Below are 20,504 nucleotides of genomic sequence, written 5' to 3'. Positions count from 1 at the left end.
CGCCTGCAAGCCGTTGACCCTGGTCGGAGTGCAACTGAGCATGGACTGGCAATAACAACGACAACAGCAAGGAAGTCCACATGCCTGTAAGCCTGACTGCCAAGCGCGATGCGCTTGGCGTTCGCCCCGGCCAACTCTTCATCAACGGCCAATGGTGTACCTGGGATGCTCAACGCTTCGAGCAGATTCATCCTGCCAGCAACGAAGTCATGACCCATTTCGCCGATGCGGGCCGTGCAGGCGTCGACCTGGCGGTAAAGGCAGCGCGCCAGGCGTTCGATGAAGGGCCCTGGCCACGCATGGCCGCGCAGGATCGGCGCCGCGTGCTGCGCCCGATCATGGACCGCATCCTGGCTGCGCAAGAGGAGTTGGCGGCGCTGCAGTGCCTGGACAATGGGATGCCGTTGAACTTCAGCCGTCAGTCGCGGGTGTCCCCCAGGGCGGCAGCAGACATCTTCGACCACTTCATTGGCTGGATCGACAAGATCAACGGCGAAACCTACCCGCAGTTTTCCGGTGCCTCGAACCTGCACTACATGTCGTTCCGCGAGCCCGTGGGCGTGGTGGCAGCGATCCTGCCATGGAACGGGCCGATCATGTCTTTCGCCATGAAAGTCGCTCCCGCGCTGGCCTGTGGCTGCACCGTGGTGGTGAAACCTTCAGAGCTCGCCGGCATAGCGGTTCATCGTCTGGCCGAGATCATCGCTGAAAGCGACCTGCCCCCCGGGGTGTTCAACCTGGTGACCGGCGGTGTCGAAGCCGGCGCGGCCTTGTCGAGCCATCCCGGGGTGGACAAGGTGACGTTCACCGGTAGCCCTGAAGTAGGCGAAAAGATTCTCCAGGCCAGCGGTGCCAACATGAAGCGCCTATCGCTGGAGCTAGGGGGCAAGAGTGCCGGGTTGGTATTTCCTGATTGCCGCGATGTGCCCGGGGCGGCGCGCAGCCTGATGGGGTTGTGCTCGACGTTTCTCTCCGGGCAGGTGTGCACCACGCCGTCCCGGGCGGTGGTGCATCGCTCGATCCTCGACGAGTTCATCCATCACGCCGGTGAGCAGCTGACGCAGGTGCGTTTCGGCGACCCTTTCGACCCGGCGACTACCTCGGCTCCGATCATTTCCAGACACCAGGTGGCACGTATCCTCGACCTGGTCCGCAGTGGCCAGGAAGAAGGTGCCCAACTGCTGGCCGGCGGCAGTTGCCCAGGCGGTGATTTGGCGAACGGTAACTGGATCAATCCGGCATTGATGGTGAACGTGCGCAACGACATGCGTATCGCTCAGGAAGAGATTTTCGGGCCGGTACTGTGCGTTATCCCGTTCGAAACAGAGGAGGAAGCTGTGCGGATTGCCAACGACAGCGCCTTCGGCCTGGCAGGTGCCTTGTACACCAGCGATATCTCTCGGGCCTTCCGCGTCGCTCGTGCTGTACGTACCGGTTCGCTGGGGGTCAACGGCTTCGCCAGCGTACCGAATGCGCCATTCGGCGGGGTCAAGCGCTCCGGTGTTGGGCGCGAGGGCGGCTGGGCTGCAATTGAAGCCTTCACCGAACTCAAGACCGTCAACTTCAACCTCGATTTGTAAACGCCGGCACTTCATCCGGCCTGCACTTGCACAAGCAGCAACGGCCGTTCTGGCCACCACACAACAAGAACAAGAGGAGTGGATGTCATGCAACGCATCGAGCTACATGATTTAACCGAAGAAGCCCGCCTGACCGGGTTGCATTGGATTGTGCTGGCTTGGTGTTTCGGCCTGCTGATCATCGATGGGTATGACCTGGCGATCGTCGGAGCGGCACTGCCGGCTATCATGCAGGCCATGGGCAGCGAGGCAACCAGTGCGGGGTTCATGGCCAGTTCCGGGCTAGTGGGCATGGTGTTAGGGGCAATCCTGTTCGGTACCCTGGCCGATCGGATTGGCCGCCGCTGGGCTATATCGCTGTGTGTGTTTCTGTTCAGCGCATTCACGGCGGCAGCGGGTTTCGCCCACGAACCATTGAGCTTCAGTGCGCTGCGATTCGTTGCGGGTATCGGCATGGGCGGTGCAGTGCCGAATGTGGTGTCCTTGATGTCGGAATACGCCCCGCGCAAGGTGCGTAATGTGCTCATGACCTTGATGTGCTGTGGTTATGCGCTAGGCAGCATGTTGGCAGCGTTGCTGGGCAAACAGCTGTTGCTAAGCCATGGCTGGCAGTCGGTGTTCTTTGTGGCGGCAACGCCGCTGCTGTTGATCCCGTTCATCCTCAGGTATATGCCGGAATCACTGGCATTTGTCTTGCGCAAGCAAGGTAGCCAAGCGTTGCTCGCGTCGGTACAGCGTCTGCGACCCGACCTGCAACTGTCGGCCGACTGTGAGTTCGTGCTGCCAGAAGTGGATCAACGCTCCGGTGACAGCGTTGGACGATTGTTCAGCGAAGGCCGTGCCTTCAGCACACTGATGTTCTGGGTGGCCGGTATCGCCGGGCTGTTTGTGCTTTATGCGTTGAGCTCCTGGCTGGTGAAACTCATGAGCCTTGCTGGACATGACCTGGGCTCGGCGTTGAATTACTTGATTGCATTCAACACAGGTGGCCTGCTGGGTGCCGTGGCCGGTGGCTGGGTTGGCGATCGCCTAGGGCTCAAATGGGTAAGCTTCGTGCTGTTCATTGTCGGGGCGGTTGCACTGATGCTGCTGGCCCGAGGCGTCCAACCACTGCCTTTGGTGGTGATGTTGGTAGGTGCCTCGACCATGGGCACACAACTGCTGGTGTACATCTATACCGCGCAGTTTTATCCGGCGTCGATTCGCTCCACGGGCCTGGGATTCGCCACAGGGCTAGGGCGCATCGGCGCAGTATCAGCGCCTATCGTGATCGGTTTGCTGGTCTCCTTGCAATTGCCTTTGATGGGCAACTTCCTGGTCATTGCCTGTGTCTCGCTGGTCGGGGCGATCGCCATCGCACTGGTCGATGAACGCGCCTCGGCCTATCACCGCAACAGCCACCGAATGGCGCCTGAGGCGCAACGGGTGGAGTAACTGCCTTAGGCAAACTTTCATGCTGCGCTCCGTTGTAACCGCCCGGCCATACCGTCTTCGGCCGTGGCGGTTTTTTCCTTTTTACGCCCCTCTCTACACACGTTGCATCACTGTACGGAACGATGCGGCTTGCTTGATTGACGCTGTTGCGGCGCCGCCCGCATCCTCATTTCACGCGGTAAGGCGATGCCTGCCGCGAGCGTAGCTCGGCCTAATAAAAACAAATAAGGACAAGAGTCATGCGAGTCAACTACCACACCCGTAAACCGGGGCGGTTACGTCGCCTGCTACAGGCCAGTCTGTTGGTGTCGGCAATTGCCGGGGCTGCGTTACCCGCTTTCGCGCAAACACCCCTGACGCTGAAATTCGCCCACCGTTTCTCCAGCAAGCATTACTTGTGGACCGATGCGGGTGCTGTGTTCACCGAGCAGGTGAAGCGAGCTTCTAACGGACGAATTGCGTTCGAACTCTACCCCGCGGGCCAACTGGGCAAGGACTACTTCAACCTGCTGCGCTCAGGCCTTGCGGATATCGCGATCTTCATACCGTCCTATGAGTCCGACAAGCTACCGATGTCGTCGGTGGCCGAACTGCCGGGCATGTACGCCGACGCCTGCGAAGGGGCTCGGCGCTACTGGAAGCTGGCCCGCACTGGCGGCGTGCTGGGGGATAGCGAATTCGCCCGTCAGGGCCTGCATGTGCTGTTCGTCGCCGCCATGCCACCGTACACCCTGATGACCACCCGCAAGCCGATCACCAGCCTGGATCAGGTGAAGGGTTTGAAGTTGCGAAGCACTGGCGCATCGATGATCAAGGCAGCCCAGGCCTTGGGCGGCGTGCCGGTACAGATCCCGTCATCGGAAACCTACGAGGCGTTGTCCCGGGGTACCGTCGACGGTGCGATCTTCCTGCATTACGGCCTGCCTCCCTACAACCTCGAGGATCTCACCCGCTATGCCGTGGACGGCGTCAACCTTGGAGGAGGGGTCATCGCCTTTGCCATCAGCCAGCAGGCCTGGGCGAAGTTGCCGGCGGATATCCAGGGCGTCATGACCCAGGCCGCGCAAGCGACCCAGGAAACCTTCTGCCAAGGCCTGGACGAGGATGACCGGAAAATTCGCGACGACATGGTGAAGCACCATGGGCATCAGGTTACTCAGCTAACGCCTGCGCAGATCAACCTCTGGAACAGCAAGCTGACACAGGTCATCGATGCCTGGCTCAACGACATGCAGGCGGTTGGCCAGGACGGTCAGGGTGTGCTCAAGGCCTACCAGGCCACGAATGGGCAGGAGATCTGAGCGATGGCAACCACCGAACCCCAAGGTGTCCCCATGAATACAACGCTCAAATTCCTGGAAAAGTCAGGCTCGGCAATCGCCGGGTTTTGCCTGATCGCGATCATGTTTCTGGTAGGCGCGGACGCCGCAGCTCGTTATGTCCTCGGTGCGCCGATCCCCTGGGTCACCGAGTCGGTCGGTTACTACCTGATGGTGGCCGTGTCTTACCTGGCTGCGGCCGATACGTTCCGACGCGGCGACCACATCCGCCTGGAGTTGGTTACCGAGCGCATGGGCCCGCGCCTGCGTGCCTGGGTCGACATAGTGCTGTCGCTGCTGAGCGCGATGGTGTTTGCCGTACTCACCTACAGCGCTGGTAGCAGCCTGCTGGAGGCGTTGCATGACCAGGAGTACGTGCATGGCTCGCAGGCTTGGCCGGTGTGGCTTTCGTATCTGCCCATCGTGCTCGGGTCGGCCTTGCTCGCCGTTCGCCTCGTCCATCACTGCGTGATGGTGCTGAGCCAGGGCAAGGACCCGGCTATCGAATTGCAGGAGGAGTTCTGACCATGCTTGCCGCAACCTTCTTCGTCGCTTTGCTGGTACTGATAGCCTTGGGGGCGCCCATCGCCTTCTCCATGGCAATCGTGGGTGCCGCTGGTTTGTTGGTGGTGGGTGGGGCTGACGCGACGGCCCTGATGCTCGGCTCGGTGGCCCGTGAGTCGGCCATCGTCTATGAATTCATCACCATCCCGATGTTCCTGCTGATGGCCGAGTTCGTGCTCAAATCCGGTGTCACCGATGACCTGTTTCGCGCCGGTGCGGCCTGGTTCGGCCGGTTTCCGGGAGGTCTTGGCATTGCCACGGCGTTCTCGGGTGCCGGCTTCGGGGCAATCTGTGGGTCGTCCACGGCCTCTGCAGCGACGCTGTCGTCCACTTCGCTCATGGCGATGCTCAAGCACGGATATGAGCCGCGTATGGCGGGTGGCTGTGTGGCAGTGTCCGGCACCTTGGCCATGCTGATTCCGCCGAGCATCATCATGATGGTGTATGGGCTGATCGCCAATGTGAACATCGCTCGCCTGCTCATGGCGGGGGTGGTACCAGGCCTGCTGGTGACGCTGACTATCGTGGCCACCGTATATACCCTTGTGAAGCACGACCCGTCCCGTGCACCGTTGTCAGAGCCGGTGCCACTGCGTGAGAGGCTGGCCTTGCTCAAGTCAGTGCTGCCCGTGCTGCTCCTGTTCGGGGCGATCACAGGGGTGGTCTATTCAGGTATCGCTACGCCGACCGAGACTGCCGCGCTGGCTGCATTTTTCGCAGGCGTGCTGTACCTGTGCCGGGGAAAACCCTCATGGGCGTCGTTCACCGACTTGCTGGCACGCGCGACGCGCACCTCGTGCATGATTGCTTTCATCATCGTCGGGGCCAAGGTGTTCTCGCTGTTCTTTGCGCTCACTCATGTGACCCAGGACCTGGTCGGTTGGGTCGGCGGCCTGCCGGTGGAACCGTGGGTAATCATCCTGGCGTTGGTATTCATGTATCTGATGCTGGGGTTTTTCCTCGACCAGATGGCGATCCTTGTGTTGACCGTACCGGTGGTGGCGCCCCTGGTTTCGGCGTTGGGTTATGACTTGGTGTGGTTCGGCATCATCATGATCATCGTTGCCGAGATCGGCTTGGTAACCCCCCCGGTCGGTCTGAACTGCTTCGTTGTTTCCAAATACTCGAAAATGCCGGTCACCCAGGTTTTCAAAGGCTGCTTTCCCTATGTCCTGTCGATGGGGGTGACCATTGCCCTGTTGCTGGTATTCCCGCAGCTGGTTCTCTGGCTGCCCGCCAACATGTAGTCGATAGCGGGCAGTGCCCGTAAGACGCGCAATTTCCTTACCGCTAGATCACGTCCGGCTGGCACCTTCAGGTGCCCGGCCCAGGACGTTGCTATCCGAAAAAACAAGAACAAGAGGGTGGTCCTGTGAGTATGCTGAAAGGCTCTTTGTATGTGTTGACCCCGTTAATCGGGACTGTTTTCTCAAGTGCCGCCATGGCGGACTTCCTGCAGGATTCGAAGCTGAACCTGGGCATGCGCAATTTCTACATCAACAGTGATTTTCGCGAGGGCCATACCGGGCCTTCGAAGGCTGAAGAATGGGCTCAGGGCTTTCGTCTGCAGTATCAGTCTGGCTATACCGATGGCGCGCTTGGGGTGGGTGTAGACGCTTTGGGTCTGCTGGGGCTGAAGCTTGACAGCGGGAGAGGGCGGCACCAGGGCAGCACGGTACTCAACTCTGACGGCGATCATGCCGCCGACGAATGGACCCACTTGGGGTTGACCTTGAAGCTCAAGGCCTCGGCGACAGAACTGAAATTGGGCACCTTGATGCCGAACTTGCCGATTTTGGTGTACAGCGATACGCGCCCGCTCCCGCAGACTTACCAGGGCGGCATCCTGACTTCGCGGGAGATTGACGGGCTGACCTTTACAGCGGGCAAACTGACCCAGGCAGTTGGTCGTGCTTCCAGCGATCGCACCGGGATTGCCGTCACCGGCGGGCAGCGCGAAAGCAACGATTTCCGCTTCGCGGGTATCGACTACAAGCTCAACAAAGACCTGTTGCTGCAGTACTATCAATCCTACCTGGAAGGCTATTACCGCCAGCATTTCGTGGGTGCCGTGCACACCTGGCAGGTGGTGGAAGGTCAGAGTCTGAAGACCGACCTGCGGTATTTCCGGACACGCGGTGAAGGCGCCAACGCATCGGGCAAACCCGGTTATCAAGTGGCGGGATACACCCCTGACGGCCGTGGTGAAATCGACAACGATACCTGGAGCCTGACCTTCAACTATGCCGTGTCTGGCCATGGGGTACTGCTGGGGTACCAGCGTGTTTCCGATGACAGCAACTTCGTTCAGCCGAACCAGGGGACGCTGGGTGGGGGAGTAGGAGCAGGAGGGGCTAGCTCCTACCTGACTACCGAGCGCGTACTCTCTAACTTCGGGCGGGCAGGCCAGGACACGATCATCGCCCAGTACAGCTATGACTTTGCCGCAATGGGCGTGCCGGGTTTGAGCCTTCTCTTCAATCACCAAAATTCGCAGGGCATCAAGACTGCACGTGATGGCGACCGGCGGGAGCGGGAAACCGACCTGATTCTCAACTATGTGGTACAGAGTGGCCCGGTGCGTGGGTTAGGTATCAGCCTGATGCAGGGCAGGCTGCGCAGCGAGGTGGCACCGGACCAGGACCAGGTTCGGGTGGTGCTCAACTATAATTTGTCGTTGTTCTGACGCGCTTTGCGCTGCCGATAGACCTCGGCCATGTAGCCGCCTGCCGCGGTAAAGCCTCCGTCCACCGGCAGCACCACGCCGTTGATGAAAGCGGCCTCTGGCGAAGCCAGGAAACTCACTGCATGGGCGACTTCCTCGGGTTTGCCGATGCGGCGCGCAGGGATGCGCTCACCGGCCTCGGCTACCTGCTCGGCGGACCACGCCACCCGCAGTAACTCAGTGTCGGTCGGTCCAGGAGCCACGGCGTTGGTGGTGATACCGTGCTCGCCGAGTTCCAGTGCCATGGCGCGCATCAGCCCCAGTTGTCCTGCTTTCATGGCGCCGTAAGCCGACAGCCCGACGGGGCCCGCCAGACCCGTGACGGAAGACACGAAAACCACCCGACCGTAGCCTGTGGCCCGCATCTTGCGCGCACACGCCTGCGCAAGCACGTACACTGAGCCGAAGTTCAGTGCCATCTGCGACTGCAGTTCGGCTTCGTTCATGTCAAGGAAGGGTCTGGACTTCCCTGCACCGGCGTTGCTGACCAGTATGTCAATTCGGCCATGTTCGGCGCACAGCAGGTCGATGCTGGCTTGCACGGCCGCAAGGTCGGTGACATCGAGCGTGAGGCAGGCCGCCTGGTGGCCAAGTGCAGTGATTCCCGAGGCTGTTTTGCTTGCAGCATCACCGTCACGGTCCGACACGATCACCAGGGCGCCATCCACAGCGAGGCGTAGTGCAATGGCCTGGCCGATACCCCGGGCAGCGCCGGTAACCAGCGCAATATGTCCTGTCAGTGGTTTCATGTGGTGAGTCTCCTTGCCATGGGTTGTCTGGGCCTTATTAGAAGTGGCCACGGCGAGGGAGGCGTGGATTTTGGTTGCGTGTTCCGGATTTCGGAAGTTAATGCAGGGGCCAACATACTTGCGCCTGACCGCGCCCCCTCGATCCGGCCTACAGGCAAGCCCCGGCGCTATCCTTCCAGCGCTGTGGGTTTCCCAGTGCGGCAGGTAGAAAGACCTCAATGTGAGCGCCAGTTGATTGCTCGGTAATAACCGCCAACGCAATCTGCCCAATATGGTATTCAGAGACGTTCAACGTATAGCCGGTTTTGCTTCGCACTGCCGAAGTGGTGGTGTTCAGCACCTGCCACTTCGGTTCCAGGCATTGGATGTAGTTGAGCGGTGTTTTTTGAGTGTCTGCTACGAAACTGTTTGAATGCGATTTCAGGTAGCCAGCTGAGCATCCGGTGAGAAGGATACACAGTGAAGTAAGCACTGCTTTCATAGTTGTCTCTCTTTTGGTTGCCATGGAGTGACAAAATAGTAGTGGCGATGGTGATTTTCATAGGCGGATTGATTCCGGCGTTCCGGAAAGTGGAACAACGCGAACATCCGCAAAGACAAGCAACCTGAAATCGATGACGATAAACAGTAGGCAGTCACGCAATTGTTTACTGCACATTGTGTAAGTGAGGGTGCTTGATAATGGACATGCTGCAAGCGATGCGAACTTTCGCCAGGGTAGTGGACTGCGGCAGCTTTGCCGGAGCCGCGCAGGTTTTGGATATTTCCGGGGCGCAGGTGTCGCGCATTGTGGCCGAGCTTGAGAGCCAGTTGCAGACCCGTTTGTTACACCGCACCACCCGGCGGCTGCGCATGAGCGAAGCAGGCGAGCGCTTTCTCGAGCGCGCCCGGCAAATCATGCTGCTCACCGAAGAGGCCACGGACGAGGCCCGTGGTGCTCATCTGACGCCTCGTGGCAGGCTGCGCTTTCATTGCACCCACGGCTTGGGGTTGCTGATCATGCCGCTGATTGCGCGCTACAACGCCTCTTGCCCGGAGGTGGTAATGGAATTGACCCTGTCGCAACGCAACCCCGGCCCTCTTGCCGATGGGCAGGATGTGGTAATCACTATCGGTCAGGGCCTGCCGGATTCGCAACAGATCGCCATTCCCCTTGGGCATATCTACAGCATCCTCTGTGCCTCTCCCGAATACCTGGCCAGCAACGGGGTGCCTGAGCACCCTGAAGACCTGCGTGGGCATACCTGCCTGCGCACGGTCGACCCGCTGTTCGAGGAGGACTGGACGTTTGAGGGCCATCCCGGCAGTTGCGTGATCGTGCCCCAAGACACCTTCCTTACCAACGTTGCCGACGCCATGCTCAAGGCCACCGAGCTGGGAATGGGAGTAGGCTTGCTGCCCTACTACTCAGCCAGTGAGGCCATTGAGCAAGGCCGATTGTGCCGACTGCTGGCTCCGCATCGGCTCCGTCTACGCGAGATCTATGCGCTCTATCCGTCGCGCCATTACCTGGATGCCAAGGTGCGCACCTGGCTGGATTTCCTCAAGGAGCAACTACCGTTGTTGTTTGCCGAGCACCAGCGGGTGGTGGATGATCACCGGTATTGGCGTTGAGGATAATTGCCTGAACAGGTCAGGTGGTACCCCCAGCAGATGCGCGATCGGGAATGGCGATTTCAGACAGCTGTCGAGGTGGTGCATATTGGACCTCAGTGTATCGCCATGGTATCGAGTCTGTGTTTGGTCGACACGTGCGGTCGTTGAAGCTCAAGTTTGCATTTGCAAAAGGCATCCTGAGTCCGGCGCGCTGGCCAAGGTTTCCAGTTGCAGTGCATGGCGAGCACTGGTGATGAACAGGATGGTGCCATCCTCCCCACCAAAGCACAGATCGGTCGGGCTCGGCACCGGCAGTCCGATCATCTGGTCCAGATTGCCCTCGGCATCGAAGCGCGCCAGGCTCCAGCCGTCCAGCTGCGTGGTCCAGACACCTCCTTTATCATCCAGCGCCAACCCGCCCAAGCTGCCACCGCCTCGCGGCAGCGAGGCCAGCCGGCGCACGCTGCTGCTGCCCGGCTGCATCATCAGGATATCTCCCGCTTCCGGCGCCAGGGCATAGACCGCTTTGCCCTTGGCATCCCAGCGAAACGCACTGACCGGCTCCGGCAACGTCCAGCCATGACGCAGTTCGCCCTCGGCGCTGAGTTCGCCGATCAAACAGCCATTGCCACTTTTGGCACACGCCCACAAGGTGCCGGATGGATGCATGGCCAAGGCCAGCAGGCGGCTGCCGAGCAGATCCTGGCGCGGGTGTTCCTTGCCATCCCAGTCGATCAGTGACCAGCCGCCAGCCTGGGCCACCAGCAGGCCGTCAGGGTGCAGTTCCATGCCGCGTACCGGTAGGTCGAGGCGGGTCAGCAGGCGGCTGCTGTGGCCGTCCCAGCAATGGATGGCCGGCGCCAGCGTGTCGGCCCAGTACAGCACGCGCTGGTTCGCGTGCCAGCGCGGGAACGCGCCGTGAAACGCCCAAGGGCCAGGCAGCACGCTGAGCTCGCTGGTGGCGCGCGGGGTGGTGTCCGGGCGCAGTTGCTCACCGACCCGGCGCGCCGCGTCAGCCAGTTCCGGGCCGAGCAGGGTCAGGCGCTCCAGTGTCAGGCGGTAGGCCGGCCCGGCCACGCTCAGGGCGCCGCGTACCAAACCCTGCTTGTCGACGATCGGCGCGGCGACGCAGCGGATGCCCAGGCGAATTTCCTCGTCGTCGAGGGCGTAGCCGCGCACTTGGGTAATCTGCAATTCGGCCAGCAGCCGGCGGCGGTCGGTGATGGTCAGCGGCGTCAGCGGTGCCAGCACCAGGCCCTTGAGGATCTCGTCGCGGGCCGTAGGGGAGAGCGCGGAGAGGATCGCCTTGCCCTGGCCGGTGCAGTACACCGGCTTGCCCTGGCCGAGGCTTGCGGCCGAGCGCTGGGTGTGGGCGCCGTCGCAACGTTCCAGCGAGAGCACCTGATTGCCGTCGAGCACCGCCAGGTAGGAGGTTTCGCCGGTGAGGTCGCGCAGGGCGCGCAGCTCGGCGCTGGCGGCGGCCACCAGGTCCGGCTCCAGGTAGGCGTTGCGGACCATCTCCAGGTAATTGAAGCCCAGGCGGTAGACCTTGCGTGTCGGGTCGCGGCGGATCATGCCGCGCTCCACCAGGGTGGCGATGATGCGGTACAGCGTGGTGCGCGGCAGCGGCACCTGCTCGGCCAGCTCGGCCTGGCTGATGCCGGTGGCGGTTGCGCCAATGGCCTGGAGCACGTCCAGGGCCTTTTCGAGCGCGGCGGTGCCTTCACCTGCTTTCATTGTTTGATTCCCATCTGTTGGAACTCGACTGCCTGAGCACCCATTCTGCCCCTTTTTATCCCGGTTTTCCGCCATAGAATCGGCCTCAGCAGGGCATTCAGTGAACGCATGTTCCATATGTTGGGAATTTGCCCTGGCCGCCCATCGGATGAACCCGCGAGGAGAACCTACAACAATGTCCGTCATCCACAACTACGCCGATGCCTATGAAAGCGTCTCTGGCAAACAGGTCGTCGTCAGCGACGAAGTACTGGCCAAGCTCGCCACCTGCAGCAGCGGCTCGCTGACCACCCAGCTGTTCAAGCGCGGCTTCCGTCAGCCAGCGCTGGTCGGCCTGCGCGCCATGTGCCGCGATGCCAAGCCGTTCGCCGGGCGAGCCTTCACCATGCGCTTCATCCCCGCCCGTGAAGACATCGACACCTACTCGACCATGACCACCAAACCCAACGACGACAACCTGCAATGGGTGGGCGTGGAGCAGATCCAGCCGGGCGACGTTCTGGTGATCGACAGCCGCAACGACCCGGCCGCCGCGTCGGCCGGCAACATCCTGGTGACCCGCCTGCTGGCCCGTGGCGCCAAAGCCATCGTCACCGATGGCGCGCTGCGCGATGGCAGCGAGATCGCCGCCATGCGCCTGCCGGCCTATGCCCGTGAGATCACCGCGACCACGCGTATTTCCTATCACCACGTGGCTGACCTGCAGGTGCCGATCGGTTGCGCCGGTGTGGCCGTGTACCCGGGCGACATCATTGTCGGTGACGCCGATGGCCTGACCGTGGTTCCTGCGCACCTGGCTGAAGAGTTGGCCGAGGTGTGCAGTGTGCAGGATGACATCGAAGGCTACCTGGCCATGCGCATTGCCGCAGGCGAGCCGCTGTGGGGCGTGTACCCGCCGAGCCCGGCGTCGGTGTCCGACTACCACGCCTGGGTCGCCGCCGGCCGCCCGGCCATCGCGTCGATCATCGACCGCGAGGAGGTCTGAGCCATGGCCGAGCACAAGCATGCACAACTGATCCGCCGCTACTTCGACGCCTGCAACGAAGGTGACTACGACAAGCTGGTGTCCTGCTTCACCCCGGACGCGGTGCATTACTTCCCCTCGGGATTGCCTGAAATTCCGTGGCGCACCGCCGACACCATCGCCCGCAAGTGGGTGTGGTGCGTGGAAAACCTGGGCTCGCAGTGGACCATCGAGAAGATCCTGGTCAGCCACGACAGCAACGAGGCGGTGATCGAATGGACCCATTGGAAGAGCAAGCTGGGCACGGCCCTGCGTGGTGACGAGTGGTACGTGTTCGACGAGCAGAGCGGCTTGATCAAGGAGATCCGCGCCTATTACGCCTCGCCGGCCGACAAGGACGTGGTAATCAACGAGCTGGTCGATTTCGACTATGTCGGCCGGGGGTATCACCTGGAGCCGAAGGCGCGTTAAGGCCACAGGCCTCTTCGCGGGTTCACCCGCGAATGGCCACACCGCAATTGTTGAAGGAGCTCCCCATGACCACCCCGCAAAACCCGAATTTCGCTGCCATCGACGCAGTCGTCGCCCAAGCGGCCACCGCCGCCGACTTCTGGGCCGATTCCACCGCCATCCAGCGCGCCACCCTGCTGCGCGGCCTGGCCGATGCCCTGGAACAGCAGCAGGCTGAGCTGGTCGCCATCGCCGACCGCGAAAGCGGCCTCGGTGAAGCCCGCCTGAACGGTGAAGTGGCCCGCACTGCCTTCCAGCTGCGAGGTTTCGCCAGCGAAGTGGAAGCCGGTGTGCCATACCGTCAGGTCGATGATGAAGCCATCGCCGGTGCGCCACCTGCCGGTCGTCCACGCCTCACCCGCGTGCAGCGCCCGCTGGGCCCGGTGGCGATGTTCTCGGCCAGCAACTTCCCGTTCGCCTTCTCGGTACTGGGCGGCGATACGGCCTCGGCCTTGGCCGCCGGTTGCCCGGTGGTGATCAAGCCGCATTCCGGTCACCCGGAACTGTCCCGCGCTGTGTTCGCCCTGGCCGCTGGAGTGGTCCGCGCCCAAGGCCTCCCGGCAGGCCTGCTGACCTTGGCCGAAGCGCCCAATCGCGCCGCCGGCACCTACCTGGTCCAGCACCCGTCAATCGCTGCCGTGGCCTTCACCGGCTCCTACCAGGGCGGCAAAGCCCTGTGGCAGGCCGCCAATGACCGTGAACGGCCGGTGCCGTTCTTTGGCGAGCTGGGTTCGATCAACCCACTGGTGGCCTTGCCGGCTGTTCTGGAAAAAGACAGCGAAGCCTTGGCCAGGACCCTGGCTGGCTCGATCACCCTGGGTTGCGGCCAGTTCTGCACCAGCACCGGCGTGATCGTGCTGCTCGACTCACCCCACAGCCAGCGTTTCGTCGCCCAGCTGGCAGAGGCCATTGCGCCGATTGCCACGCACCGTATGCTGACCCCGGGCATGCAGCAAGGCTTCGAGGCGGCAGCTGCCACGGTAGCTGCCAATGCCACAGCGGTGTTCGCCCCGCAGGCCGATGGCGCTGGCCCGGCGCCACGGCTGTTCGCCAGCGATGCGGCATCGTTCATTGCCAACGCTCACCTGCGCGAAGAAATGTTTGGCCCGGCGGCGCTGATCGTCACCGCGTGTTCCGTGGCCCAGGCGGCCGAAGTGCTCGAAGCCATCGGCGGTACCCTGACCACTACTTTGTGGGGCCTGGACGCCGACAACGCCGATAACCGCCAGTTGCTGCGCGCGGCCCAGCGAGTGTCCGGGCGCGTACTGTTCAGCGGCGTGCCGACCGGCGTTGCCGTGTGCCACGCCCAGCAGCACGGCGGGCCATGGCCGTCGTCCACCGCGCCACAATCCACCTCGGTCGGCTTTGCCGCCATCGAGCGCTTCCTGCGCCCGGTTGCGTTGCAGGACGCACCGGCCTGGGCACTGGGCTGAGGAGGGCAGGGCGATGATGCGACATATCGTGCTGTTCCGCCGCCTGCCGGGCGTCGAGGCGCAGCCTGAACTGGAATCGGTGCTGGTGGCGCAGATGCGCAACCTCACCGAAGAAATCGACTTCATCCGCGACTGGCGTGTCGCGGCCAACGAACTGGATCGGCCGATCTGCTGGGACTACATCCTCGAGTCCAGCTTCGACGACGCCGACGCGGTACAGCGTTACCTGCCACATCCGGCGCACCAGGCCCTGGTCGCCGACCTCAAGCAGTACTTCGAGTGGGTGGCGGTGGATTACAGCGTCTGATTGACCCCAGAGGCACCTGGCTCTCTGCGGGGGCCAGGCGTTATAACAAAAAAGATCCGGCATCACAGGTGCCGGGCGGAGTCGTACATGAACAAGAAAAAGAATTATCGCTGGACGATCCTGACCATGTTGTTCCTGGCCATGATCATCAACTATGTGGATCGGGCTGCCCTGTCGATCGCCATGCCGTTCATTACTCAGGAGTATCACCTCACGCCCGCCGAGAAGGGCATGATCTTCAGCAGCTTCTTCTTTGGCTATGCGCTGTTCTGCTTCGTCGGTGGCTACTTGGCCGATCGCTTCGGGCCCAAGCGTGTGCTGACCTGGTCGATGAGCTTCTGGTCGGTGTTGTGCGGTTCCACTGCACTGGCGTTCAACTTCTGGTCCCTGCTGCTCGTGCGGGCACTGTTCGGGGTCGGCGAAGGCCCGGTGTCGACCACCGCCAACAAGACCGTCAACAGCTGGTTCCCGATCAAGGAGCGCGCCCGCGCCATCGGCATCAACCAGGCTGGCGGCCCGCTGGGCGGGGCCCTGGCCGGCCCGATCGTGGGCTTTCTCGCCCTGTGGCTGGGCTGGCGCGTGGCTTTCGTAGTGATCGCGGTGATCGGCGTGTTGTGGGCCATCGCCTGGTACCGCCTGGCGGCCTCTACTCCCAAAGAGCACCCGCAGGTGTCGGCCGAAGAGCTGGCGTTGATCAACGAAGGTCGTGAGGCCCCGGTCACTGCCGTCGCAGACGCGCCGCGTACGCCGGTGCTGCAGATCATCCTGCAGCGTTCGGTGCTGGTCACTGGCGTTTCGCTGTTCTGTTACAACTACATCCTGTACTTCTTCATGACCTGGTTCCCCAGCTACCTGATCGAGGCCAAGGGCATCGACCTCAAGGCCATGAGCATCGTCACCGCGCTGCCGTGGCTGGTGGGTACCGTCGGCTTCATCTGTGGCGGGCTGCTGATCGACTGGGTGTACAAGCGCACCGGCAAGCAACTGTTCTCGCGCAAGGTGGTGCTGGTCAGCTGCCTGCTGGTGGCTGCAGTGTGCATCGGCCTGACCGGCCAGGTGCAGAGCGTGACCAGCACCGTAGTGGTAATGACTGTGGCCATCGGCTTCCTGATGCTTACCGCGCCAGCCTACTGGTCGCTAATCCAGGACGCCGTGCCGGACCATCAGGTAGGTACCGCCGGCGGCTTCATGCATGGTCTGGCCAACCTGTCCGGTATCGTTGCTCCGACCGTGACCGGCTTCATCATCCAGTCTACCGGCACTTACGGCAGTGGCTTTGGCCTGGCTGCGGTGCTGGGTATCGTCGGTGCGCTGATCGTGGCCTTGTTCGTCGGCCAGAAGCCGGCCCGGCAAGCCGCCGTCATCGCTGCCGCCTGAACTGAATGCAACCCCACGTTTTACGGGACTACACCATGCCTACGCTTCTAGTCACCGGCGCCGCCGGAATCGTCGGAACCGCCTTGCGGCCGTACCTGCGCGAGCGCTTCAACCTGCGCCTGCTGGACCGCCGGCCGGTCAGCGAGCTGGCCGCCAATGAAACCGCGTTGGTCGGCGACCTGACCGACCCGGCCTTCGTCCGCCAGGCCTGCGAGGGTGTCGATGCCGTGCTGCACCTGGCCTGCGCCCACGGTACCGATATCCAGTTTCAGGCCACGGTAGAGCCCAACTACCACGCTACCCTGTACCTGCTCGAAGCTGCCCAGCGCGCCGGGGCGCGGCGCTTTGTGTTCGCCAGCAGCCACCATGTGCTGGGGCAGTACCCCACGCAGGCTGCCGAACAGTTCGACGACCACCCGGTGGCGCCGGACAGCTACTACGCGCTGAGCAAGGTGTTCGGCGAAGCAGCCTGCGCCACCTTCTCCCAGCGCAGCGAGCTGGCCACGTTCATCGTGCGCATCGGCAACGCCGACGCCAAAGTCGCCGATGCCCGTCGCCTGCGTCTGTGGACCAGTGCCCGCGACCTGGCTCAGCTGGTGCTGATCGGCCTGGAGCACCCCGAGGTGCGTCACGAGATCGTCTACGGCGTGTCGGAGTGCCCCCAGGCGCTCTTCCACAACGGCCGTGCCCGTGCCCTGGGCTACCGGCCGCAGGACAATGCGGCCGAGCACCTGGCCGACAACTTCCTCTCTTATGAGGCCATGGCCCCGGTTGGATCTGGTCGTGACCATGTTGGCGGCGCCTATGCCGGTGTGGTCCTGGCCAGTGTTCTGGAGCAAGCATGAAAATCGTCCGTATCGATACCCAGGTCGTTGAAATCCCCTTCCATGATGGCGGCAAGGGTCAGGGCATCACGCCGACCACCTGGCACACCCTTGAGAACGTGCTGATCCGGCTGGAGGACGAGCAGGGCAATGTCGGCTGGGGTGAAGCGTTCGGTTACTTCGTCGCCGACGCCACCAAGGCCCTGGTCGATCGCCTGATCGCGCCGCTGCTGCTGGGCCGGCAGATCGAGGACATTGCCGCCTTCAACCGGGAACTGCAGCTGCGCCTGCACCTGTTCGGCCGCTATGGCGTGACGATGTTCGCCATTTCCGGTGTCGACATCGCCCTGTGGGACCTGGCGGCCCGGCGTGAAGGCGTGCCCTTGCACCGGTTGCTCGGCCAGGCCACCCGCGAGCAGGTGCCCGCTTACGCAAGCCTGGTGCGCTATGCCGACGATCAGGTGGCCCCGGCCATTTGCGAGAAGGCGTTGGACATGGGCTTCACCGACATCAAGCTGCATGAAGTGACCGTGCCGGAGATTGCTGCCTGCCGCCGTGCCATCGGCCACGACGTGCCGTTGGCCACCGATGTGAACTGTGCCTGGTCCGTGGCCGATACCCGCGAATGGCTGCCGGCGCTGGCTGACCTGCAACTGGCCTGGCTGGAGGAACCGATTTTCCCACCGGAGGACTTCGCCACCCTGGCCAGCCTGCGCGGGCAGGGCGTGCCACTGTCGGCCGGAGAGAACTGGTGCACCGCCGTGCAGTTCGAGCAGGCACTGCGCAGCGGTGCGGTGGATTCGATTCAGCCCAGCGTGACCAAGGTAGGCGGCATTTCCGAGTGCCTGCGCATTGCCGCGCTCGCCGAGCAGCAGGCGGGCGTGGTACTGCCGCACTGTCCGTACTTCGGCCCGGGGCTGATCGCCACCTTGCACCTGGCGGCGGTGCAGCCGCAGGTACCGCAGATCGAATATCTGTTCGTCGAACCGGCTGGCTGGTTGTACCCGGTGGAGCAGCTGCGTCAGGGCAATCAGTTGCAGATCCCTCAGGGTCCAGGTTTAGGATTGGACATCGACCTGCAAGTGGCCGAGCGCTTCCGCCGCTAACCCGCCCCGTTAACGCCTCACCCGCCGTGCCTCGGCACGGCGGCAGGGGATGTGCATGCCTGAAAAATGGCATTGGAGGTTCTATGCACACCGTGGTTCTCAGCAATGCCACCTGGTCGCTGAGCGTGCTGCCGGCCTGGGGCGGGCGCATCGCCCACCTCAATGCCGAGGGGCTGGATGTCCTGTTGCCGATCAACGCCAATCAGTTCAACCCGCTGGACTGGCCACGGGCCGGTGCCTACCCGCTGATGCCGTATTCCAACCGCATTCGCAACGCGCGGTTGCAGTTCGCTGGCAGCGAACATGCGCTGCCAGCGCATCCGGCTGCTCGGCCCCATACCTTGCATGGGGTGAGCCACACCCAGCCTTGGCAAGTGATGACCTCGGGCCGCGATAACTTGAGCATTGCCTGCGACTATCAAGGCGAGCACTGGCCCTGGGCGTTTCGCGCCGAACAGCACTTCGCACTCGACGGCGCACGCCTGCGCATCACCTTGGTGCTGATAAACCTGGGGCAGACACCCATGCCTGGCGGCCTCGGGCTGCACCCGTACTACCAGCGCCACCCCGGCATGCGCGTGCGGTACCGCACCGGGCGCGAATGGCAGATCGACGAGGAGTACATGGCTACCGGCGCGTACCTGGAGGGTATCAGGAACTGGTCGATCGACGCGGATGCGGGCGAGCCTCTCGCGCATTACCAATCACGCTGGGATGGCCAGCTGCAAATCGATTACGCCAACGGCCATGTGCACCTTCAGGCCTCGCAGGTACTGAACCACTTCGTCGCTTTCGCCCCGGTCGGCAGCCCCTACCTGTGCCTGGAGCCGGTGTCGCATCTGGCTGACGCGTTCAACCAGCCCCGCGACAGTTGGGCCGAAACCGGCACCCATGAACTCGCTCCGGGCCAGCGCCTGGAGGCCACTCTCGAATTCACCTGGCAACACCGCTGACGCAACACCCTACATACCTATAAGAAGAGCACAACAACAATGAAACACTCCTCGACTGGAGCGGGCTTCGCTCGCGCTGCAAAACCCTTGTCCCTGCTGCTCGGGCTCGGCCCGCTGTATGCCCAGGGTGCACTTCTCGAAGACAGCAAGGCCAACCTGATCTTTCGCAACTTCTACTACAACCACGACCTGCGCGACTCGACCAAACCTGCCCAGTCGAAGCTGGAGGAGTGGGCCCAGGGTTTCATTCTCAAGGGCGAGTCGGGTTATACCGACACGACGGTCGGGGTGGGCGTGGATGTGTACGCAGGCCTTGGCCTGAAGCTCGACTCGTCGCCCTCGCGCAGCGGCACCGGGCTGCTGCCGGGGGCCTATGATCGTGCCGGTGGACCGCGCAATGCCGATCCGCGCTCGGTGGACAATTTCTCCGAGGCCACGGCGGCGGTGAAGTTCAAGTACTCGAAAAGCGAACTCAAGGTGGGTGGGCTCTTCCCGAAGATCCCGCTGGTCAGCTCTGGTGACGCTCGTCTGCTGCCGCAGTTCTTCGAAGGGGCGATGCTTGATATTCGCGAGCTGAACAATCTAGACATCGGCCTGGGCGAGATGCGCCGGGTCAACCAGCGCGAATTCGCCGGCGCCCGGGATATCCAGGTGGGCAACTACTACAGCGTGTTCAGCGACCGCTTCGATTACCTCGGTGGCACCTGGCGCGCCACGCCACAGAGCTCCCTGGGGGTGTGGACCGGTCGCCTGGCGGATGTCTACCAGCAAACCCTGTACACCGGCACCCACACCCTCAAGGCCGGTGACTGGAACCTCTCCGGCACGCTCAACTACCTCGAAACCGGCGAATCCGGCAGCGAAAAGGCCGGCCAACTCGACAGCCGCATGACCTCGGCGATGCTCAGCGCCAACCTGCGCGCGCAGACCTTCCGCCTCGGCTACCAATACAACGCCGGCGATAGCGCCTTGCCGTTCATCCACGACACCGACCTGCCCGGGGTGGCCAACGCTGTACAGGTGCTGCGCTTCGACCGCGCCCAGGAGCGCTCCTGGCAGGCCCGCTACGACCTCGACTTCGCCGCCTTTGGCGTACCGGGGCTGACCGCGTTCGCCCGCTACGTGAAAGGCGACAACTTCAAGGTGGCCGGCGAGGGCGGCAGCGAATGGGAGCGCAACCTCGACATCAGCTACGTGATCCAGAGCGGGCCACTGAAGAACCTGGCGCTGCGCTGGCGCAACGTCGAACTGCAGGGCGATGCCACCGGCCGGCGTGATGAAAACCGGATGATCATCGCCTACACCTTGCCTTTGCTCTGACCTGGA

General features: G+C 62.7%; 19 protein-coding genes. 16 read left to right on the top strand and 3 right to left on the bottom strand.

Features of this window, described 5'->3' with window-relative positions; all coding sequences use genetic code 11:
* The first annotated feature begins 80 nt into the window (after window positions 1-80).
* The 6 genes from ACTJK7_RS00680 to ACTJK7_RS00655 all read left to right on the top strand — a co-directional run bounded on the left by ACTJK7_RS00680 (window position 81) and on the right by ACTJK7_RS00655 (window position 7,583).
* Window positions 81-1,580: an aldehyde dehydrogenase family protein gene (locus ACTJK7_RS00680; RefSeq protein ID WP_440779660.1), complete on the top strand. Its 1,500-nt coding sequence runs from the start codon at window positions 81-83 to the stop codon at window positions 1,578-1,580.
* 87 nt (window positions 1,581-1,667) lie between these two features.
* A complete protein-coding gene (locus ACTJK7_RS00675; protein WP_440779661.1) occupies window positions 1,668-3,014 on the top strand; it encodes an MFS transporter in 1,347 nt (448 codons plus the stop codon).
* A gap of 239 nt (window positions 3,015-3,253) precedes the next feature.
* The gene (locus ACTJK7_RS00670) at window positions 3,254-4,315 is read left to right on the top strand and encodes a TRAP transporter substrate-binding protein (protein WP_346648320.1); all 1,062 of its coding nucleotides are present in this window, start codon (window positions 3,254-3,256) and stop codon (window positions 4,313-4,315) included.
* 3 nt (window positions 4,316-4,318) lie between these two features.
* A complete protein-coding gene (locus ACTJK7_RS00665; protein WP_440779662.1) occupies window positions 4,319-4,858 on the top strand; it encodes a TRAP transporter small permease in 540 nt (179 codons plus the stop codon).
* 2 nt (window positions 4,859-4,860) lie between these two features.
* The gene (locus tag ACTJK7_RS00660; protein WP_440779663.1) at window positions 4,861-6,144 is read left to right on the top strand and encodes a TRAP transporter large permease; all 1,284 of its coding nucleotides are present in this window, start codon (window positions 4,861-4,863) and stop codon (window positions 6,142-6,144) included.
* Window positions 6,145-6,338: 194 nt separating this feature from the next.
* Window positions 6,339-7,583 carry an OprD family outer membrane porin gene (locus ACTJK7_RS00655; RefSeq protein WP_440779664.1) on the top strand — a complete coding sequence of 415 codons (1,245 nt, stop codon included), beginning with the start codon at window positions 6,339-6,341 and terminating at the stop codon, window positions 7,581-7,583.
* Here the strand turns inward: ACTJK7_RS00655 and ACTJK7_RS00650 are convergent.
* On the bottom strand, window positions 7,562-8,371 hold the full coding sequence (locus ACTJK7_RS00650; protein WP_440779665.1) for an SDR family NAD(P)-dependent oxidoreductase: 810 nt from the start codon (window positions 8,369-8,371) through the stop codon (window positions 7,562-7,564). The genes ACTJK7_RS00655 and ACTJK7_RS00650 overlap by 22 nt on opposite strands.
* Window positions 8,372-8,519: 148 nt before the next feature.
* Entirely contained in the window at window positions 8,520-8,852 is a 333-nt protein-coding gene (locus ACTJK7_RS00645; RefSeq protein WP_440779666.1) for a hypothetical protein, read from the bottom strand.
* Between the two features lie 200 nt (window positions 8,853-9,052).
* On the opposite strand from ACTJK7_RS00645, the gene ACTJK7_RS00640 reads away from it, so the two are divergent.
* Window positions 9,053-9,985 carry a LysR family transcriptional regulator gene (locus tag ACTJK7_RS00640; protein ID WP_440779667.1) on the top strand — a complete coding sequence of 311 codons (933 nt, stop codon included), beginning with the start codon at window positions 9,053-9,055 and terminating at the stop codon, window positions 9,983-9,985.
* Window positions 9,986-10,138: 153 nt separating this feature from the next.
* Here the strand turns inward: ACTJK7_RS00640 and ACTJK7_RS00635 are convergent, their stop codons facing one another.
* A complete protein-coding gene (locus tag ACTJK7_RS00635; RefSeq protein ID WP_440779668.1) occupies window positions 10,139-11,704 on the bottom strand; it encodes an IclR family transcriptional regulator domain-containing protein in 1,566 nt (521 codons plus the stop codon).
* Between the two features lie 175 nt (window positions 11,705-11,879).
* On the opposite strand from ACTJK7_RS00635, the gene ACTJK7_RS00630 reads away from it, so the two are divergent.
* The 9 genes from ACTJK7_RS00630 to ACTJK7_RS00590 all read left to right on the top strand — a co-directional run bounded on the left by ACTJK7_RS00630 (window position 11,880) and on the right by ACTJK7_RS00590 (window position 20,498).
* The gene (locus ACTJK7_RS00630) at window positions 11,880-12,689 is read left to right on the top strand and encodes a ribonuclease activity regulator RraA (RefSeq protein ID WP_440779669.1); all 810 of its coding nucleotides are present in this window, start codon (window positions 11,880-11,882) and stop codon (window positions 12,687-12,689) included.
* Between the two features lie 3 nt (window positions 12,690-12,692).
* Window positions 12,693-13,139 carry a nuclear transport factor 2 family protein gene (locus ACTJK7_RS00625; protein WP_027608974.1) on the top strand — a complete coding sequence of 149 codons (447 nt, stop codon included), beginning with the start codon at window positions 12,693-12,695 and terminating at the stop codon, window positions 13,137-13,139.
* 65 nt (window positions 13,140-13,204) lie between these two features.
* Window positions 13,205-14,611: an aldehyde dehydrogenase (NADP(+)) gene (locus tag ACTJK7_RS00620; RefSeq protein ID WP_440779670.1), complete on the top strand. Its 1,407-nt coding sequence runs from the start codon at window positions 13,205-13,207 to the stop codon at window positions 14,609-14,611.
* 13 nt (window positions 14,612-14,624) lie between these two features.
* Window positions 14,625-14,918 (top strand): Dabb family protein, encoded by a 294-nt coding sequence (locus ACTJK7_RS00615; protein WP_264232907.1) that lies wholly within the window; start codon window positions 14,625-14,627, stop codon window positions 14,916-14,918.
* Between the two features lie 87 nt (window positions 14,919-15,005).
* On the top strand, window positions 15,006-16,295 hold the full coding sequence (locus tag ACTJK7_RS00610) for an MFS transporter (RefSeq protein ID WP_440779671.1): 1,290 nt from the start codon (window positions 15,006-15,008) through the stop codon (window positions 16,293-16,295).
* A gap of 35 nt (window positions 16,296-16,330) precedes the next feature.
* Window positions 16,331-17,140, top strand: a complete 810-nt coding sequence (locus ACTJK7_RS00605) for an NAD-dependent epimerase/dehydratase family protein (protein ID WP_440779672.1) — start codon at window positions 16,331-16,333, stop codon at window positions 17,138-17,140.
* Window positions 17,137-18,225, top strand: a complete 1,089-nt coding sequence (locus ACTJK7_RS00600; RefSeq protein WP_440779673.1) for a mandelate racemase/muconate lactonizing enzyme family protein — start codon at window positions 17,137-17,139, stop codon at window positions 18,223-18,225. Before ACTJK7_RS00605 ends, ACTJK7_RS00600 begins: the two co-directional genes overlap by 4 nt.
* A gap of 83 nt (window positions 18,226-18,308) precedes the next feature.
* The gene (locus ACTJK7_RS00595; RefSeq protein WP_440779674.1) at window positions 18,309-19,178 is read left to right on the top strand and encodes an aldose 1-epimerase; all 870 of its coding nucleotides are present in this window, start codon (window positions 18,309-18,311) and stop codon (window positions 19,176-19,178) included.
* A gap of 39 nt (window positions 19,179-19,217) precedes the next feature.
* Window positions 19,218-20,498, top strand: coding sequence for an OprD family porin (locus tag ACTJK7_RS00590; RefSeq protein ID WP_440779675.1), 1,281 nt, complete (start codon window positions 19,218-19,220; stop codon window positions 20,496-20,498).
* Window positions 20,499-20,504: the final 6 nt, after the last annotated feature.

The sequence above is a fragment of the Pseudomonas sp. 22085 genome, assembly GCF_052045815.1.
Lineage (GTDB): Bacteria > Pseudomonadota > Gammaproteobacteria > Pseudomonadales > Pseudomonadaceae > Aquipseudomonas > Aquipseudomonas glycinae.
The sequence above is the reverse complement of the archived record's forward strand: the minus strand, read 5'-3'. Positions and strand labels throughout refer to the sequence as shown.

Coding starts and splice junctions, on each gene's coding strand:
- ACTJK7_RS00680 (WP_440779660.1), top strand. CDS start 81: ATGCCTGTAAGCCTGACTGCCAAGCGCGATGCGCTTGGCGTTCGCCCC.
- ACTJK7_RS00675 (WP_440779661.1), top strand. CDS start 1,668: ATGCAACGCATCGAGCTACATGATTTAACCGAAGAAGCCCGCCTGACC.
- ACTJK7_RS00670 (WP_346648320.1), top strand. CDS start 3,254: ATGCGAGTCAACTACCACACCCGTAAACCGGGGCGGTTACGTCGCCTG.
- ACTJK7_RS00665 (WP_440779662.1), top strand. CDS start 4,319: ATGGCAACCACCGAACCCCAAGGTGTCCCCATGAATACAACGCTCAAA.
- ACTJK7_RS00660 (WP_440779663.1), top strand. CDS start 4,861: ATGCTTGCCGCAACCTTCTTCGTCGCTTTGCTGGTACTGATAGCCTTG.
- ACTJK7_RS00655 (WP_440779664.1), top strand. CDS start 6,339: ATGGCGGACTTCCTGCAGGATTCGAAGCTGAACCTGGGCATGCGCAAT.
- ACTJK7_RS00650 (WP_440779665.1), bottom strand. CDS start 8,371: ATGAAACCACTGACAGGACATATTGCGCTGGTTACCGGCGCTGCCCGG.
- ACTJK7_RS00645 (WP_440779666.1), bottom strand. CDS start 8,852: ATGAAAGCAGTGCTTACTTCACTGTGTATCCTTCTCACCGGATGCTCA.
- ACTJK7_RS00640 (WP_440779667.1), top strand. CDS start 9,053: ATGGACATGCTGCAAGCGATGCGAACTTTCGCCAGGGTAGTGGACTGC.
- ACTJK7_RS00635 (WP_440779668.1), bottom strand. CDS start 11,704: ATGAAAGCAGGTGAAGGCACCGCCGCGCTCGAAAAGGCCCTGGACGTG.
- ACTJK7_RS00630 (WP_440779669.1), top strand. CDS start 11,880: ATGTCCGTCATCCACAACTACGCCGATGCCTATGAAAGCGTCTCTGGC.
- ACTJK7_RS00625 (WP_027608974.1), top strand. CDS start 12,693: ATGGCCGAGCACAAGCATGCACAACTGATCCGCCGCTACTTCGACGCC.
- ACTJK7_RS00620 (WP_440779670.1), top strand. CDS start 13,205: ATGACCACCCCGCAAAACCCGAATTTCGCTGCCATCGACGCAGTCGTC.
- ACTJK7_RS00615 (WP_264232907.1), top strand. CDS start 14,625: ATGATGCGACATATCGTGCTGTTCCGCCGCCTGCCGGGCGTCGAGGCG.
- ACTJK7_RS00610 (WP_440779671.1), top strand. CDS start 15,006: ATGAACAAGAAAAAGAATTATCGCTGGACGATCCTGACCATGTTGTTC.
- ACTJK7_RS00605 (WP_440779672.1), top strand. CDS start 16,331: ATGCCTACGCTTCTAGTCACCGGCGCCGCCGGAATCGTCGGAACCGCC.
- ACTJK7_RS00600 (WP_440779673.1), top strand. CDS start 17,137: ATGAAAATCGTCCGTATCGATACCCAGGTCGTTGAAATCCCCTTCCAT.
- ACTJK7_RS00595 (WP_440779674.1), top strand. CDS start 18,309: ATGCACACCGTGGTTCTCAGCAATGCCACCTGGTCGCTGAGCGTGCTG.
- ACTJK7_RS00590 (WP_440779675.1), top strand. CDS start 19,218: ATGAAACACTCCTCGACTGGAGCGGGCTTCGCTCGCGCTGCAAAACCC.